Genomic DNA, 17,675 nt, shown 5'->3' with positions numbered 1-17,675 from the left:
CCCTGAACGCGGTTCATGCGAGACCCACACTGGGCGCGGCCTCGGTAGTAGCTGCAGGTGCGTGCCGGTAGAAGTCGGCGTGCTGGGGTGCCAGTGGCGTACGGTCCAGGATGAGGTCCGCAGCCTTTTCGGCGAGCATCATGACCGGTGCGTAGATGTTGCCGTTGGTCACATAGGGCATCGCGGAGGCGTCAGCCACGCGGAGCCCCGAGGTCCCGTGGACCTTCATGGTGAGCGGATCCACCACCGCCAGGGGGTCAGAGGCAGGGCCCATCTTGGCGGTACAGGAGGGATGGAGCGCCGTTTCGGCGTCCCGAGCCACCCAGTCCAGGATTTCCTCGTCCGTCTGCACGGACGGGCCGGGTGAGAGTTCGCCGCCGCTGTAGGGAGCCAGGGCCGGCCGGCCGAGAATGTCGCGGGTAACCCGGATGGCTTCGACCCATTCGCGCCGGTCCTGGTCCGTGGACAGATAGTTGAATTGCAGGGACGGGTGCGTGGCCGGGTTCGTGGAGATGATCTTCAGACTGCCCCTGGTGTCGGAGTACATGGGGCCGACGTGGACCTGATACCCGTGTTTGGCATCGGCCTTCTGGCCGTCGTAGCGCACAGCCACCGGCAGGAAGTGAAACATCAAGTTGGGGTAGGCGACGTCATCGTTGGAGCGAACGAATCCGCCTCCTTCGAAATGGTTGGTGGCAGCCGGGCCCTTGCGGCTCAGCAGCCACTGGAGTCCGATCAATGGGTAGCGCCAGAGGCTGAGGCTAGGCTGCATGGACACGGGCTGCGTGCAGGAGTGCTGGACATAGACCTCCAGGTGGTCTTGCAGGTTTTCGCCGACACCGGGCAGAGCCACGACAGTCGTGATGCCCAGCGACGAGAGGTGGGCCGAATCACCAATGCCGGACAGTTGCAGCAACTGGGGCGTGTTGATGGCCCCGCCGCACAGCACCACCTCCTTGGCGCTGACGGTGTGCAGCCTCCCGTTCCGGCGGTAGCTGACCCCCGTGGCCGTTGTGCCGTCGAAGTTGACTCTGGCCACCAGCGCCCGGGTGCGGACTGTCAGGTTCCGACGGCCCTTGTTGGGGCGAAGGTAAGCCCGGGAAGCCGACAGCCGCTGGCCCTTGTGGATGTTACGGTCGAACGGGCCGAAGCCTTCCTGCCTGTACCCGTTGACGTCATCGGTGCGTTTGTGACCCGCTTCCTCGGCGGCGCGGAAGAAAGCCTGGAACAGGGGATTGCGGGCGGGCCCGCGCTCCAGGACCAGAGGTCCGTCATGGCCGCGCAAGTCATCGTCCAGAGCTGCGGCCAGCGTGGTTTCCATGCGTTTGAAGTAGGGCAGACAGTGCGCGAAGTCCCAGGTCTCCATGCCGGCGTCCGCTCCCCAGCGTTCGTAGTCCAGGGGGTTACCGCGCTGGAAGATCATCCCGTTGATGGAGCTGGAGCCGCCGAGCACTTTGCCGCGGGCGTGGGCGATCTTCCGACCGTGCATGCGGGGTTCGGGGTCGGATTCGTATTGCCAGTCGTAGAACCTGTTGCCGCTGGGGAAGGTGAGGGCCGCCGGCATCTGGATGAAAAGGTCCCACGGGTAGTCGCTGCGGCCCGCTTCAAGGACCAGCACCGTGTGCTGTCCGTCGGCGCTCAGCCTGTCTGCGAGGACCGATCCGGCGCTTCCGCCGCCGACTATCACGTAATCGAAGCTCTCGTTCGTCATAAGGTGAATCTCCTTGGGCGTGATCTGGGAGTCATTTTGGAGGGCCAGCAATGGTAAAGACGAACGGACAGGATCTGCCGTTTGCTGAGCCGTTTGCTGAGCCGTGTATGGATGCGGTATTCGCGAATGTGGTCCATTGCGCGTCGCTGTCGAAACAGTTCCGAAAATGCGGCCGGGCGCCAAGGACTATTAATCAGGGCGCGGGACGCCGCTGCCGTCAGCGAGGACCGAGGTCACTGTCAACATACGAGCCCGGGCGGTTCCCTTGGTCGTGTTGGCAATTGCAGCCGCCATCCAGTTGCAGCTGAACAGTGACTGGATTTGAGCACTCCAACTGGATATCCACGAAATCTTTCCCTTCGCTGCTAATCCGTAGCGTCTGTTGTTGGTCGCGGAGCTGGGACATGTACATACCTTTGCTATTCGTTGGGGGTGGGTGAGGCTCGGCGGCACGGGCCTGAAGAAGCCGCGTGCCGCCGAGGTGGGCTGCTACCTAAGGTGCGCCGCTATTTACCGTCCGGGCCCGGCTGCTGGGGCTCGAAGGTTGGGATGCTCCCCGTGCGAGTGCCCCCCGGGCAGTCCGAGTCGGAGCATTTCTCGGCGCAGTCGTGCTTTGTCACGAGGTCGAACTGCACGCCGCCGTGTTGTTCCACGCCGGTGCGCATTGCTCGCTCTACGACGGATGTGGCCAGGCGACGCCGCAGGAAGAGAGGATCGCGACGCAGGTCCTTGGTGAGAGCGAAGCAGAGCAACACCATGACGATGACGAACGGTAGCGCTGCCACGATGGTTATTCGTTGCAGGCCAGCCAAGGCTTCCGATGGTGCATCGCCGCCGGCCAGCAACATGACCGCCGCCACGGCACCGGTGAGGCAGCCCCAGAAGATGATCACTCCGCGGCGGGGGTGCTCGGCGCCATTGGAGCTGAGCGATCCCATCACGATTGAGGCAGCGTCGGCACCAGTGATAAAGAAGATAGCGACCAAAACCATGGCCAGCACGATAACGGCAGTAGTGGCCCAGTCAGGCATGCTCAGGTTCTTGATCAGGTCGAAGAGTGCTCCGTCGAAGTTGACGGTCGGTGTCCCGTCGACCACGGTGACCAGGCCCGGGGTGTTGGTTCTGTCGGCTTCCTGCTGAATTTGGAAGGCTGCGCCTCCGAAGACGGCAAACCAGATCACGCTGACGACGCTGGGCACCAGAAGCACTCCGGTGACGAGCTGGCGGATGGTGCGACCGCGGCTAATGCGGGCGATGAAGAGACCGACGAACGGGGTCCATGAGATCCACCAGGCCCAGTAGAAGATTGTCCAGCTGCTCATCCAGCTGCGCAGCGACTCATCGCCGACCGCTTCAGTCCGGGACGACATTTCGGCCAGGTCGCGGGCGTACTCGCCAACTGCAGAGGGGATCAAGTTAAGGATGAAGAGAGTGGGGCCCGCGACGAAGACGATCAATGCCAGGACGACGGCCAGGACCATGTTGATGTTGGAAAGCCACTTGATACCGCGGCTGATTCCAGAGACGGCTGAAGCGACGAAGCACAAGGTCAGGACAGCGACAATCGCCACGAGCACGGGGGTGCCGATCTCGCCGAACCAACCGTTGGACGTCATGCCGCTGCCAATCTGCAGGGCACCAAGGCCCAACGATGCAGCGGTTCCAAACAAGGTGGCGAAAATGGCCAGGATGTTGATGAACTTCCCGACTGGCCCTTCGACCGTCCTGACTCCGAAGAGTGACGTGAATGCGACGGAGATCAATTGCCTGCGACCCAGGCGGTACGTCCCGTAGGCAATTGGGATGCCGACAATGGCATACATGGCCCAGGGGTGCAGCGTCCAGTGGAAGATCGAGGTGGCCATGGCAGTCTGGATGGCTTCGGGGGTTCGTCCGTCCACGGTGCCGGGCGGGGGAGAGATATAGTGATAAAGGGGTTCGGCCACGCCGTAGAACATCAGCCCGATGCCCATGCCGGCGGCGAACATCATTGCGATCCAGGAGACAGTGCGGAATTCGGGCCTTTCGCCGTCCTTACCCAGCGGGATGTTGCCGAACTTACCCAGGGCCAGCCACAGGACAAAGATCACGAAGAGCGATGCCACGAGCATGAAGAGCCAGCCGGTGTACTCCATGACCCAATTGAGGGCACCCGTGGAAGTGCTGGACAAACTATCGCGTCCCACAAAGCCCCAGACAACAAAGGCAATGGCGATGGCGCCGGTGATCCCGAAGATGATTTTGTCGAGACTGAGCTTATGGTTGCGGCGATCCGCAACTGCCTGCTCGGTCTGGGCATGACGCAATTCTTCGAGGATTTGCCCGTACTCGGCGTCCGGCACGGCGCGTGCGGGGATTGTGTCTACTTCGCCGGAGACACCAATGATTGCATTACTCTTCTCCCCCCTTCGGGACTCGTCATTACGCGGAGTCTCTGCCACATCATTGTTGGCAGGTAACTCCTCGGGTGTGTGGGATTTTAGGTCACTATTAAAAGGCATAAGCGTGTCCTTTGTTCGATGCGGCATAGGCCTGTGGTTATACATGGCCCTTGGGGTCAGATCGGGCAGAAGGTTGAGAGCCTCCTCCAAATCGAAAATCATAATTCGGCCTTTGACGGCTGATATTCCTAAATCACCAGTAAAGATATATCTGAGGCATCGTATTGCAGGCCTGGATGTGTGTCCAGAGATTTCTTCGCGGTCGTGCATCACGGCTGAGTGCTTCAGTCCGGACCGCCAGCAGAGCTTGCTCCCGGCTTACGGCTAAACGGGAAGTCGTGGCCCGGGTTTGCGCACACCGCGCATCGACCCTCAGAGGTGCTGGCACTCCATTTTCATAACGGCCCCGGCGGGGCGTTAGCCGCGCAACCTGGACATCGTGGGGTCGTAGAGCGGATCTGCGGTGACCGTGGCCTGAATGCGCCGGCCGAAGTACTCGATCTCAACAGAGTCCCCGACAGTGACAGCCGTCGGAAGGTACGCGTAGGCGATCGGTTTTGCGACGGTGTAGCCGTAGGCGGCGCTGGTGACGTAGCCGACCGCCTGGTCCTTGTAAAACACCGGTTCCTTGCCCAGGACGATACTCCGGCCGTCGTCGACCGTCAGGCAGCACAGGTTCCGTTCGGAGTTTTCCTCGCTACGGCCTTCCAGCGCTTTTTTTCCGACGAAGGATGCCTTGGCCATCTTCACGGCGAATCCCAGTCCGGCTTCCAGGGGGTCGTGCTCGGTCGTCATGTCCGTGCCCCAGGATCGGTAACCCTTTTCAAGACGCAGCGCACCAAAAGCTGCACGGCCTGCCGCTATGACACCGTGAGGCTGGCCGGCCTTCCAGAGCGCATCCCAGAGGCGCTGACCGTTGTCGGCACTTGTGTAGAGTTCCCAGCCCAGTTCGCCGACGTAGGACAAGCGCATGGCCGTTACGTTGACGCCGCCGATGACTACTTTCTTGGCGCGGAAGTATTTGAGACCGTCATTGCTGAAATCGTCGCTGCTGACGGTGCTGATCAGGTCCCGAGCGAGGGGCCCCCAGAGGCCAATGCAGCACGTGCCGCCCGTCGTGTCGCGCACCTGTACCCAGTCGCTGGCGCTCCCGCTTTCAGTCTGATGGCGGGCTGCCCTCTCAAAGTAGGCAGTGTCGATGTTTCCGTTGGCTCCGAGCTGGAAGGTGTCTTCGCTCAACCGGGCCACGGTGATGTCGCTTCGGATGCCGCCGGCGTCGTCCAGCAGGAGGGTGTACGTGACTGCACCGGGCTTCTTGGCCAGGTCCGCAGTGGTGAGTTCCTGCAGCAGCTTCAGAGCGCCCGGGCCGGAGACCTCGAGGCGCTTGAGCGGAGTCATGTCGTACATGGCAACTGCCGTGCGGGTCTTCCACGCTTCCGCGGCAGCAATGGGCGAGCTGAACATCCCCGACCACGCGTCGCGAGCTGGCGGCAGCCAGCTGTCCGGCATCTCCTTCAACAGCTCCGCGTTTGCTTCGAACCAGTAGGGGCGTTCCCATCCGCCGCTCTCCAGGAAGAACCCGCCCAACTGCTTGTGGCGCGCGTGGAACGGACTCACGCGGAGGTTGCGGGGGGACAGCTTGGACTGGAGTGGGTGGAGGACGTCGTAGATTTCGACGAAATTCTGCTGTGATGTTTCGCTGACGTATTCCGGGGTTAACTGGACCTCTTCAAAGCGGTGAATATCACAATCACCCAGATCGATCTCCGACCTTCCGGTGGTCAGCAGTTGGGCAACGGCGCGGGCGATACCGGCAGAGTGGGTCACCCACACGGCTTCGGCAACGAAGAAGCCGTCCAACTCCTTGGACTCGCCCACCAGGGATCCGCCGTCGGGGGTGAAGGAGAAAATGCCATTGAAGCCATCCTCTATATTGCTTTCCGAAAGCGCGGGCAGGATCCGCTTGGTGGCCTCCCAGGCCGGAAGGAAGTCATCCACGGTGAAGTCCAGCCGGGAGGGCATGTTGTGTTCGCTGATCGTGGCGGGCTCAAAGGTGCCGAGTTCGTCGAGGTCCACGGGCATTGGGCGGTGGGCGTAGGAACCGATGCCGTAGCGCTCGCCGTGCTCGCGGTAGTACAGGTCCTGGTCCTGGTGTCGCAGGATGGGTAAGGAGGCCCCGTTGGGCAGGCTGTTCTTGCCCTTCAACGCTGGTACCGGAGTGGTCGTGACGTACTGGTGGGCCAAGGGTAGAAGAGGAACGGACATGCCGATCATTTCGCCGATCTTGGCCCCCCAAAAGCCTGCGCAGGAAACCACGATGTCCGCGGGGATAACACCGTCGGACGTCTGGACACCTGTGACGCGCCGGCCGGACTGTTCAATACCCGTGACAGTGGTGTTGCCCAGGTACTGGACGCCCGCGGCTTCCGTGCGCTTGATCAGCAACTGAACGGCGCGGGCGGCGTTGGCCAGGCCGTCGCTGGGAACATGTAGTCCACCGAGGATATCTTCCTCGTTCAGGAGCGGGTAGAGCTCCATGCACTCTTCACGTGAAAGAATTTTTCCGGTAATTCCATACGATGCTGCGTATCCGAGCTTTCGCTTCAGGTCAGCGAGACGGGTCTCGGTGGTGGCGACTTCGAGGCCGCCGACCTGGTTGAAGCAGTTGACGCCGTCTTCGGTCAAGGAGAGTAGCTTCTCCACCGTGTATTTGGCGAAGAGTGCCATGGATTTCGAGGCGTTTGTCTGGAAGACGAGACCGGGGGCGTGGGACGTTGAGCCCCCGGGCATGTGCAGCGGCCCTTGGTCCAGCACAGTGATGTTGTTCCAACCTCGGGTGACGAGTTCATCGGCCAGGTTCGTTCCGACTATTCCAGCTCCGATAATGACAATGCTTGGCGTCGATGCCATGTGGTTTCTCCTCCTGATTTTTGTGTGTCAATACCTGCTGGTTGGGTGGCTTCTACTTACCGGAACACGACGGTGCTGTTCCGATCCAGAAGTACACGGTGTTCGCAGTGCCAGCGCACGGCCCGGGAGAGTGCCAGTGCTTCGGCGTCCCGTCCGACTGTTGAAAGAGCGGTCGGTCCATAGCTGTGGTCGACCCTGATGACTTCCTGTTCGATGATTGGCCCCTCATCGAGTTCCGCAGTGACGTAGTGTGCCGTGGCGCCCACCAGCTTTACGCCACGGTCGTAGGCCTGGTGGTAAGGGCGTGCGCCCTTGAATCCCGGGAGAAAGGAATGGTGGATGTTGATAGCGCGGCCTTCCAGCGAGCGGCAGAGGTCATCGGACAGAACCTGCATGTACCGGGCAAGCACGACGAGGTCGATTTTCTGCTCCTCCACCAGTTCCAGTAAGCGCCGCTCGGCGTCCAATTTGGTCGCGGGAGTCACCGGGAGGTAGATGAAGGGGACGCCGGCGGCCTCAACCATTGCCCGGTGGGTTTCATGATTGGAAACCACAAGGGCAATGTCGCCGTGGAGGCTTCCGCCCCGCCAGCGAAAGAGTAAGTCGTTCAGGCAGTGCCCGAACTTGGACACCATGACCAGGATGCGTTGCTTCGTCTCGTCATGAAAGCTAAATTTCATGTCGAAGCGGGCAGCAATCGATCGGAATTCTTCCTCGAGACCGTGCGGGGTGTAAGTAGAAGGGCCCGAGAATGCGGTGCGGAGATGCAGAGTCTCTCGGAGGCCGTCATCGAACTGCTGGTGTTCTTCAATGTTGAAGCCACGCTCGAACAGGAACGTTGTGACCGCGTGGACGATGCCTGCGCGTTCGACGCACGACAATGTGAGAACGAACTTCTTCGTCTGCTCTTGCCCAAGAACCTCCGATTGAGGCAGTGTGCTGGTAGATGAGTCTGTCGAAATTAGCGTCATGTCTCCGCCCCTATATATATTGGCAGTATTACTACTGATATATCTGATTTGGTGATCAGCGTATACTGGCGACTGAGATAGGTCAATAGCCTTCTTGCTCGATTTGAAAGGGGTCAACGAATGGCGGTTGAAGCTTGGGTGAGTGCTGGTGCTGGTGCTGGTGCTGATGCCGCACGGAGGTCGTTGGCGGATATAGCCTACGAACGCGTTCGCGATCGGCTGCTGACTCTGGACATCAAGCCTGGCGATCTACTCAGTGATGGCGAGCTCGCCAAAGACTTGGGCGTCGGGCGCACGCCGGTGCGCGAAGCCTTGAAACGGCTGGAGCTCGATCGCCTCGTTGTGTCCTACCCGCGGAGAGGAACTTTCGCGACCCGCGTGGACGTTACTGACCTTGCGTTCATTTCCGAAATCCGCACGCAGCTGGAACCCCTTGCCGCTTCCCGGGCTGCCCGCGTGGCCACGGTGTCTGCCAGGGAACAGTTGCGGGAGGTCATGCGCGCCGTCGAGGGATTCGACGCGAGCGCAGCGTCCGTCGTCGAAACGCTGCGGTTGGACGCCAGCGTGCACCGCGGCATTTATGCGGCGGCCGCCAATCCCCACCTCGAAGATGTCCTGATCCGCTACGACAATCTTGCGACACGAATCTGGTGCATGGTCCTGGATCGCCTGCCTGACCTGTCCCGGCACGTCCATGAGCATGTGGACCTGCTCCGTGCCGTTATCGACGGAGATGAGGCAGGTGCCGCCGAACTCGCGCGGATCCACGTGAGTGGCTTCGAGCAGGCGGTACGCGAAGCTCTTTTCGCCGCCTGAGGCAGGCGCCGCCCACCAGGAACCGTCTAAAGGGCGGTGCGGATGGTCTTCTCAAAGTTGGTCACGTGCTCGAGGGCCAGCCCAGCGGAAAGTTCGCCGTCACCGTCGGCGATGGCCTGGAGCAGCTTGACATGCTCGGTGATGTGCCCGACCACGGATGGGATTTTGTCGAGCACCAGACACCAGATGCGCGTTGCCAGGTTGTCGTAGCGGATCAGCACGTCTTCCAGATGCGCATTGCCGGCTGCGGCATAGATCTGCCGGTGTACTTTGATGTCAAAGCGCATCAGGTCATGCTGGTCCGAGTTGCCAGGTTCTGAACCTGCAATACTAGCGGCTAAATCTCGGAATTTTGCGCGCATTGGCGCGGTGGCGTTCTGCGCCGCACGTCGGGCCGCGAGTGGCTCCAGTAATTGGCGGATCTCCGAAATGTCTGCCAACTCGGTGAAGTCGACGCGGGTGGCAAAAGTTCCGCGGCGCGGGTACGAGACGACGAGGTGATCGCTCTCGAGTCGCTTGAGCGCCTCGCGCACGGGGGTGCGCCCAATACCGAGGCTCGCCGCCAGGGCTGAATCGTTGATGGCATCGCCCGGGCGTATCTCCAGCATGATCAGCTGGTCGCGCAGACTGCGGTAGGCATGCTCTGACAACGACAGATCTGGCTCAGCCGCTGCTGTAGCGTTCGTCATGGTTTCTCCTCGGGTCGCTTGCCCCAGAGGAAGTCCTTGACGTCGAACTGGCCGCACTATATTGTTGCACTTAATCTAATATATCAATTGGCTAATAGTTACGTATTAGCGGCGATTTGCAAGGAGCTAACCCATGGCCGATGTGCTCACCGGTACTCTGTCCAGCGTAGATGCCGAGGTCGGCGAGGCCATCACTCGAGAGCTGGCTCGTCAGCAATCGACACTGGAAATGATCGCCTCTGAAAATTTCGCCCCCGCAGCCGTCATGGAAGCACAGGGCTCGGTACTGACCAACAAGTACGCGGAGGGTTACCCGGGCAAGCGCTATTACGGTGGCTGCGAGCACATTGACGTGATTGAACAGCTGGCGATCGACCGAGTGAAGGCACTCTTTGGTGCCGAGGCCGCCAACGTGCAGCCACACTCGGGCGCGCAAGCGAACGCCGCCGCCATGGCGGCGCTCCTAAACCCCGGCGACACCATCCTGGGATTGGACCTGTCCCACGGCGGGCACCTGACGCACGGCATGCGGCTGAATTTCTCCGGCAAGTTGTACAACGCCATTGCGTACCACGTGCGCGAATCAGACATGACCGTGGATATGGTCGAACTGGAAGCGCTGACATTGGAACACCAACCCAAACTGATCGTGGCCGGGTGGTCCGCATACACCCGACAGCTCGATTTTGCGGAGTTCCGCCGCATCGCAGACCTCGCCGGCGCATATCTGATGGTGGATATGGCGCACTTCGCCGGGCTGGTAGCTGCTGGTCTGCACTCGAACCCGGTTCCGTACGCCGACGTCGTCACCACGACGACACACAAGACCCTGGGTGGCCCTCGGGGCGGGGTGATCCTCAGCCGTGAGTCCCTGGCACGAAAGATCAACAGCGCGGTGTTTCCCGGTCAGCAGGGCGGCCCGTTGGAACACGTCATCGCCGCGAAGGCGGTCGCCTTCAAAATTGCCGCCACGCAAGCTTTCCGCGAGCGCCAAGAACGCACCCTCGAGGGTGCCAAAATCCTCGCCGAACGTCTGCTCGCCTCGGATGTCGCGGAATACGGAATCTCCGTGGTGGGCGGCGGCACGGACGTGCACCTCGTGTTGGTCGACCTGCGCAACTCCGCCCTTGACGGCCAGCAAGGCGAGGATCGGCTGCACCGCATCGGCATTACCGTGAACCGTAACGCCGTTCCGTTCGACCCGAGGCCGCCCATGATTTCCTCCGGGCTGCGGATCGGCACACCGGCACTGGCCACCCGCGGATTTGGCCGTGCCGAATTCACCGAGGTCGCTGACATTATCGCGGCCGCCATTTCGGGTGACCTGAGTGAGGATTCCGCGATCCTGTTGCGCGAGCGGGTTCGGAAGCTGACAGAGAAATTTCCGCTGTATCCGCAGCTGTCCGCGCCGGTATCGTTTGAAGAACCAATCGTGGCCGTGCTGAGCGGAGTCGCTCAGTGAGTACCCAACAGCTGAAGGAGCACCCGGAGTTCCTGTGGCACAACCCCGATCCCAAGAAGTCGTACGACGCCGTGATCATCGGTGGCGGCGGTCACGGGTTGGCGACGGCGTATTACCTGGCGAAGAATCACGGGATGACGAACATCGCGATCCTGGAGAAGGGCTGGCTGGCTGGCGGGAATATGGCCCGCAATACCACCATCATCCGCTCTAACTACCTGTGGGATGAGAGCGCGGCGATCTACGAGCAATCGCTCAAACTCTGGGAGATCCTGCCGGAAGAGCTCGAATACGACTTTCTCTTCAGCCAGCGTGGCGTCATGAACCTCGCCCATACTCTTGGGGACGTTCGTGAAAGCATCCGTCGGGTCGGCGCCAACCAACTCAACGGGGTCGACGCCGAATGGCTCGACCCGAAGCAGGTGAAGGAACTCTGCCCGATCCTGAACATCAGCGACAACATCCGTTACCCGGTCATGGGTGCCACCTACCAACCCCGGGCCGGCATCGCCAAGCATGATCACGTGGCGTGGGCGTTTGCCCGCAAATGCGACGAGCTGGGGGTCGACATCATCCAGAACTGTGAGGTCACCGGCTTCATCAAAGACGGCGAGCGGGTCACCGGCGTGGAAACCAGCCGTGGCACCATCAGCACCGGCAAAGTGGGACTGTGCGCGGCCGGACACAGTTCGTTGCTCGCCGAAATGGCCGGGTTTCGGCTGCCGATCCAGTCCCACCCGCTGCAGGCGTTGGTGTCCGAGCTGCACGAACCCGTTCACCCGACGGTGGTGATGTCGAATCAGGTACACGTGTATGTCTCCCAGGCCCACAAGGGCGAACTGGTGATGGGGGCCGGAGTCGACTCGTACAACGGCTATGGCCAGCGTGGATCCTTCCACGTCATCGAAGAGCAGATGGCCGCCGCCGTCGAGCTGTTTCCGATCTTCGCCCGGGCCCATGTGCTGCGCACCTGGGGCGGCATCGTCGACACCACAATGGATGCCTCGCCCATCATCGGGACCACACCGGTTGAGAATATGTACGTTAATTGCGGGTGGGGAACCGGCGGCTTCAAGGGAACGCCGGCAGCGGGCCTGACCTTCGCCCACACCATCGCCACCGGGGCCCCGCACGCCCTGAACAAGCCGTTCTCTCTGGAACGTTTCGAAACCGGCGCCCTGATCGACGAGCACGGCGCCGCCGCCGTGGCTCACTAGAAATCGACCTCTCAGAACGTAAGGAGCACGCCATGCTGCTGTTTCCATGCCCCAACTGCGGGCCGCGCAACGAAACCGAATTTCACTATGGGGGACAAGCCCACGTGGCCTACCCCGAGCATCCGGCAGAACTCACCGACCGGGAGTGGGCGGAGTACCTCTTCTACCGCCAGAACACGAAAGGGCTCTTTGCGGAGCGATGGGTGCACAGTGCGGGATGCCGAAAGTGGTTCAATATGCTCCGGGACACCGTGAGCTATGACATCACGGCCGTCTATCGCATTGGCCAGGAGCCGCCAGCCCTGCGGACGTCGCAACCCACGACCGGTATGGGCATGAGTACTACCCGCCAAGGAACACCGGAAGGAGTCCAGCTATGACCGGTCAGCACACTCAATCCAATCGGCTCAGCCATGGCGGACGCATTGACCGCGGTACGGTTTTCAACTTCATCGTGGACGGCGTCGGGTACGCCGGCCATCCTGGCGATACTCTGGCCTCCGCGCTGCTCGCCGCAGGCCGCGTGTCGGTTGGCAATTCTCTGTATGGGAACCGACCGCGCGGCATCATGTCTGCTGGCGTGGAGGAGCCCAATGCGCTGGTCAAGGTGGCGGGACGATTCCCCGGCCACGTCGCCGAATCTATGCTCCCAGCCACGACCGTGGAGCTGGTTGACGGTCTTGAGGCTGAATTCCTGTCCGGCTTGGGTCAGCTTGACCCGAGCGATGACGAAGCGGTTTACGACAAGAAGTATGTTCACACCGACGTTCTTGTGGTCGGCGGCGGTCCAGCCGGGCTGGCAGCGGCACGGGAGGCGGCCCGCACTGGCGCCCGCATAATCCTCATCGACGACCAGCCCGAGCTGGGCGGAACACTGCTTTCCGGCCGTGATGAGCAGGTAGCCGGCGTCGATGCCCTCGAGTGGGTCGCCGACATCAGAGCCGAACTTGCCAGCATCCCCGAGTGCACGATCCTGTGCCGCACGACGGTGTTCGGCTCCTACGACAGCAACTTCCTCATCGCCGTCGAGAACCGTACCGACCATCTGCAGACGGCCCCGGCCGACGGCGTCTCGCACCTCCGCATCTGGCACATCCGTGCGAACCAGGTGGTGCTGGCGACCGGCGCGCACGAACGACCGATCGTCTTCGAAAACAACGACCGCCCCGGCATCATGCTGGCGTCTGCTGCCCGCACGTACCTCAACCGGTACGGTGTGGCAGCGGGCTCCCGCGTCGTGATCGGGACCACAAACGACAGCGCATACCTGCTCGCGTCCGACCTGTGTGCGGTGGGTATAGAGGTGGCAGCGGTAGTCGACGCTCGGCCAGCGCCGTCGGCGCTCGCAGCGCTCGTGGCGGCCAAAACGGGCGTACGCGTTCTCTACGGCAGTGCTGTGGTTGACACCGTGGGTGAGCAGCGCCTGGCGCGGGTCTCGGTCGCCCGGATCGACGACGACGGTGCGCCGGTGGGTGGCATTGAGGAATTCAAGGCTGACCTCCTGGCAGTCTCCGGCGGTTGGAGCCCCGTGGTACACCTGCACAGTCAGGCCCAGGGCAAGGTGCGTTGGGACCAGGATCTCGTCGGATTCGTACCGTCGACGGTGGTTCGCGACCAGCAGGTCGTCGGTGCAGCGCGGGGGAGCTATGCACTGGCCGACTGTATCGCCGAGGGTGTATCCGCGGGAGCGATTGCCGCTGTCAACGCCGGATTCTCCACGGGAGCGGCCGTAGCTGCTGCCATCGCCACGTTGGCCCGTCCCGCTCGTCCGGCGCAGCCCGTCGCGCCGACCCGTGCCCTCTGGCTGGTCGGCGGAACCAAAGGGACGACGTCAGACTGGAACCATCACTTCGTCGATTTTCAACGCGACCAAAGCGTGGCCGATGTCTGGCGGTCTACGGGGGCGGGGCTCCGCAGCGTGGAGCACATCAAGCGCTATACCTCTATCAGCACCGCCAATGACCAGGGAAAGACCTCTGGTGTGAACGCGATCGGCGTCATTGCTGCTGCTTTTCGCCGACAGGGCACCGCCGTTGACGCCGACATCGGCTCGATCGGCACCACGACGTACCGTGCTCCGTTCACGCCGGTGTCGTTCGTGGCCTTGGCCGGTCGAAAGCGCGGGGACCTGTTTGACGCCGCTCGCCGGACGTCCATCCACACCTGGCATGAACAGCGCGGTGCGCTGTTCGAGGACGTCGGCCAGTGGAAACGTCCGTGGTACTACCCGCTTGCGGGCGAGGACATGGACGCTGCCGTGCTGCGCGAATGCGCGGCTGTGCGCGACTCTGTGGGCTACATGGATGCCACGACTCTGGGCAAGATTGAAATCCGCGGCACCGGAGCCGGGGAGTTTCTCAACCGCATTTACACCAATGCCTTCAAGAAGCTCGCGCCCGGCTCGGCCCGTTACGGCGTCATGTGCACCCCCGACGGCATGATCTTCGACGACGGCGTGACGCTTCGACTGGATGACGACCGCTACTTCATGACCACCACAACCGGCGGTGCAGCGAAGGTGCTGGACTGGCTCGAGGAATGGCTGCAGACCGAGTGGCCGGAGCTGGACGTGAGCTGCACGTCAGTGACGGAGCAATGGACCACGATCGCCGTCGTCGGGCCGAAGTCCCGTGCGGTGCTCGGCAAGCTGGCGCCGGGGCTTGATCTGTCTACCGAGGCCTTCCCTTTTATGACGTTCCGCGAAACGGTGCTCGCCTCCGGCGTTGCTGCTCGAATCTGCCGAATCTCCTTCTCCGGTGAGCTGGCTTACGAGATCAACGTTCCGGCCTGGTACGGGCTGCAGACTTGGGAAGACGTGACCGAGGCCGGCGCAGAGTTCAAGATCACCCCATACGGTACGGAAACCATGCACGTGTTGCGCGCAGAAAAGGGATACCCGATCGTCGGCCAGGACACCGACGGTACCGTCACCCCGCAGGATGCGGGCATGGAGTGGGTGGTGTCCAAGGTCAAGGACTTCATCGGCAAACGCTCATACGAGCGTGCCGGTGTGCGCTCGGAGGGCCGGAAACACCTGGTGAGCGTAATGCCCACGGATGGGACGATCCGGTTGCCGGAAGGTACCCAACTCATCGACCACGGTGTGCCCATCACCCCCGCAGTCGGACCCGTTCCGATGCAGGGTTTTGTGACGTCGAGTTATCATAGTGCTGCCCTGGGCCGGTCCTTCGGGCTCGCGCTGATCACGAACGGTCGAGACCGGATCGGGGAACACCTGGTGGCCGTCTTCGGAACAGAGCGCGTGGACGTCGTCGTTGGGGAAACAGTACTTTTTGATGCCGAAGGGAAGCGCCGAGATGGTTAACACGATTGAAAGCACGGATGCTCAAATAACGGATGTCCAACAAACGCACCTGACGGCGCGTCGCCACAGTCCCGCGGAACATCTTTGGGCGGAATTCGCTGAAACCGCGTCGGCCGAGGCTCGGGTCTCCCTCCGGGAGATCCCGTTCCAAGTCATGGTGGGCATCCGTGTCGACCCGCTCTCCGAGGGTGGTCGCCGCATCGGCGCCGTCACCGGAGGGCTGCCGACCGCGTGTGGGCAGGTGACCACAGGGGTCGCCGGAATGGCCGTGCTGTGGCTGGGGCCGGACGAGTTTCTGCTGGTTGCCGAGGAGGAGGCACTTGACGGCACACTCGCTGCCGAGCTAGTGGCGGCCCTCGGCGATGGAGCCGGACAAACCGTCGATCTCTCCAGCAACCGCACGACGTTCGAACTGGCCGGACCCTCCGCCCGGGCAGTGTTGGAGAAGAGCTGCGCGGCCGACTTGCATCCCCGCGCCTTCTCGACCGGCGTGGCAATCGCCACCGTGATCGGCAACGTTCCGGTCGTCCTGTGGAAAACTGACAACGAAACGTTCCGCGTATTCCCTCGGGCATCATTTGCCGATTACCTGGGCCGCTGGCTCCTGGACGGTATGCGCGAGTTCACGGTAGCGGAGAGCACGACATGGCATTGAGCGTGTTGGACCTTTTCTCCGTGGGCATCGGGCCCTCGTCCTCCCACACGGTGGGTCCGATGCGCGCGGCGAAACGCTTCGCCGAGGGTCTGGCTCGGGACGGTCTGCTCGACGGAATCGTGCGGGTTCAGGCGGAGCTGTTCGGCTCGCTGGGCGCGACCGGCCGTGGCCATGGCTCGGACAAGGCTGTGGTTCTCGGGCTCCAGGGCCTGGACCCGGAAACCGTGGACACGGCAACGGCCGACGACCAGGTGGCGGCGGCCGCACTCGACGCACGGTTGATGCTGGCCGGTCGGCACGGCATTGACTTCAACTTCACCGAGGACGTGCTCCTACATCGGCGCAAATCATTGCCCGCACACCCGAACGGCATGATCTTTCGGGTCATGAGCCACGATGGTGGCGTGGTGCGGGAGCGCACCTACTACTCCGTCGGTGGAGGCTTCGTCGTGGATGAGGATGCCGTGGGTGCGGATCGTGTGGTTGTGGATGAAACTGTCCTGCCGCATCCGTTTACGACGGCCGATGAACTGCTGGCAATCTGCGCCCGGGAGGGACTCGGCATCTCCGACGTGATGCTGGCCAACGAGCGCACCTGGCACACGGAGATCGAGCTACGCACGAAGCTGCTGAACATTTGGTCCGTCATGCAGACGTGCGTGGCCAACGGATGTGCTGGCGACGGTATTCTGCCTGGTGGCCTGCAGGTCACGCGCCGGGCACCGGGGCTGTTCCGCGCGCTGCAGGCGCCGGAGGACACCACCGACCCCCTGCGGGCGATGGAATGGGTGAATCTCTTTGCGCTGGCCGTCAACGAGGAAAATGCGGCCGGTGGGCGGATCGTCACGGCGCCCACCAACGGGGCGGCCGGGATCATCCCAGCCGTGCTGCACTACTACGTGAAGTTCGTCCCGGGGGCCGACGACGACGGTGTCGTGCGTTTCCTGCTGACGGCCGCGGCGATTGGAATCCTGTTCAAGCTGAATGCGTCCATCTCAGGCGCGGAAGTCGGGTGCCAGGGCGAAGTCGGCGCGGCCTGTTCCATGGCCGCCGGCGCCCTTTGCGAAGCGCTGGGAGGAACTCCCATCCAGGCGGAGAACGCTGCGGAAATCGGAATCGAACACAATTTGGGCCTGACCTGCGATCCCGTGGGCGGGCTCGTGCAGATCCCGTGCATCGAGCGCAACGCTATTGCCAGCGTGAAAGCCATCAACGCTGCCCGCCTCGCCCTCCACGGAGACGGCAGCCACAAGGTGTCACTCGACAAAGCGATCAAGACCATGCGGGACACCGGTGCCGACATGATGACCAAGTACAAGGAGACGTCTCGAGGTGGCCTCGCGGTGAACGTGATCGAATGCTGAAGGAGCATCCTCTCCGCCCGGTGCCGATCCCGACGATGACGGGCACCGTGCCGGTATGTTGCACAGTGATTTGAGCGACGCGATGGCGCTCGTCTCGATCGAGGTGCATGTACC

At 62.3% G+C, this 17,675-nt stretch carries 12 protein-coding genes; 7 read left to right on the top strand and 5 right to left on the bottom strand.

Features of this window, described 5'->3' with window-relative positions:
• Positions 1-13: 13 nt before the first annotated feature.
• The 4 genes from betA to purU all read right to left on the bottom strand — a co-directional run bounded on the left by betA (position 14) and on the right by purU (position 8,033).
• The gene (gene betA, locus E3T41_RS04985; protein ID WP_092448688.1) at positions 14-1,711 is read right to left on the bottom strand and encodes a choline dehydrogenase; all 1,698 of its coding nucleotides are present in this window, start codon (positions 1,709-1,711) and stop codon (positions 14-16) included.
• Between the two features lie 506 nt (positions 1,712-2,217).
• Positions 2,218-4,314 (bottom strand): BCCT family transporter, encoded by a 2,097-nt coding sequence (locus tag E3T41_RS04980; RefSeq protein WP_370257083.1) that lies wholly within the window; start codon positions 4,312-4,314, stop codon positions 2,218-2,220.
• A gap of 255 nt (positions 4,315-4,569) precedes the next feature.
• The gene (locus E3T41_RS04975) at positions 4,570-7,062 is read right to left on the bottom strand and encodes an FAD-dependent oxidoreductase (RefSeq protein ID WP_134477536.1); all 2,493 of its coding nucleotides are present in this window, start codon (positions 7,060-7,062) and stop codon (positions 4,570-4,572) included.
• A 56-nt stretch (positions 7,063-7,118) separates the two neighbouring features.
• The gene (gene purU, locus E3T41_RS04970; RefSeq protein WP_134477534.1) at positions 7,119-8,033 is read right to left on the bottom strand and encodes a formyltetrahydrofolate deformylase; all 915 of its coding nucleotides are present in this window, start codon (positions 8,031-8,033) and stop codon (positions 7,119-7,121) included.
• A gap of 120 nt (positions 8,034-8,153) precedes the next feature.
• Between purU and E3T41_RS04965 the strand changes: the two genes are divergently transcribed.
• Entirely contained in the window at positions 8,154-8,849 is a 696-nt protein-coding gene (locus E3T41_RS04965; protein ID WP_092448683.1) for a GntR family transcriptional regulator, read from the top strand.
• Positions 8,850-8,875: 26 nt separating this feature from the next.
• Here E3T41_RS04965 and E3T41_RS04960 read toward each other — a convergent pair whose 3' ends face one another.
• Complete coding sequence (locus tag E3T41_RS04960; RefSeq protein WP_092448682.1) at positions 8,876-9,538, bottom strand: GntR family transcriptional regulator; 663 nt, start codon at positions 9,536-9,538, stop codon at positions 8,876-8,878.
• Between the two features lie 133 nt (positions 9,539-9,671).
• Here E3T41_RS04960 and glyA point away from each other — a divergent pair, with 133 nt between their 5' ends.
• From glyA to E3T41_RS04930, 6 genes are read left to right on the top strand one after another with little or no spacing between them, the layout of a single operon-like run.
• The gene (glyA, locus tag E3T41_RS04955) at positions 9,672-11,000 is read left to right on the top strand and encodes a serine hydroxymethyltransferase (protein ID WP_134477532.1); all 1,329 of its coding nucleotides are present in this window, start codon (positions 9,672-9,674) and stop codon (positions 10,998-11,000) included.
• Positions 10,997-12,217, top strand: coding sequence for a sarcosine oxidase subunit beta family protein (locus E3T41_RS04950; protein ID WP_092448680.1), 1,221 nt, complete (start codon positions 10,997-10,999; stop codon positions 12,215-12,217). Before glyA ends, E3T41_RS04950 begins: the two co-directional genes overlap by 4 nt.
• Before the next feature lie 32 nt (positions 12,218-12,249).
• Complete coding sequence (locus tag E3T41_RS04945; RefSeq protein WP_092448679.1) at positions 12,250-12,597, top strand: sarcosine oxidase subunit delta; 348 nt, start codon at positions 12,250-12,252, stop codon at positions 12,595-12,597.
• A complete protein-coding gene (locus tag E3T41_RS04940) occupies positions 12,594-15,542 on the top strand; it encodes a 2Fe-2S iron-sulfur cluster-binding protein (RefSeq protein ID WP_092448678.1) in 2,949 nt (982 codons plus the stop codon). The genes E3T41_RS04945 and E3T41_RS04940 overlap by 4 nt, the downstream gene beginning before the upstream one ends.
• Positions 15,535-16,197, top strand: coding sequence for a sarcosine oxidase subunit gamma (locus tag E3T41_RS04935; protein WP_104132529.1), 663 nt, complete (start codon positions 15,535-15,537; stop codon positions 16,195-16,197). The genes E3T41_RS04940 and E3T41_RS04935 overlap by 8 nt, the downstream gene beginning before the upstream one ends.
• Positions 16,188-17,561 carry an L-serine ammonia-lyase gene (locus E3T41_RS04930; protein WP_134477530.1) on the top strand — a complete coding sequence of 458 codons (1,374 nt, stop codon included), beginning with the start codon at positions 16,188-16,190 and terminating at the stop codon, positions 17,559-17,561. The genes E3T41_RS04935 and E3T41_RS04930 overlap by 10 nt, the downstream gene beginning before the upstream one ends.
• Positions 17,562-17,675 lie beyond the last annotated feature (114 nt).

Source organism: Cryobacterium sp. Hh38, from assembly GCF_004403235.1.
GTDB classification, from domain to species: domain Bacteria; phylum Actinomycetota; class Actinomycetes; order Actinomycetales; family Microbacteriaceae; genus Cryobacterium; species Cryobacterium levicorallinum.
This window is presented reverse-complemented; position numbering and strand designations above follow the sequence as displayed.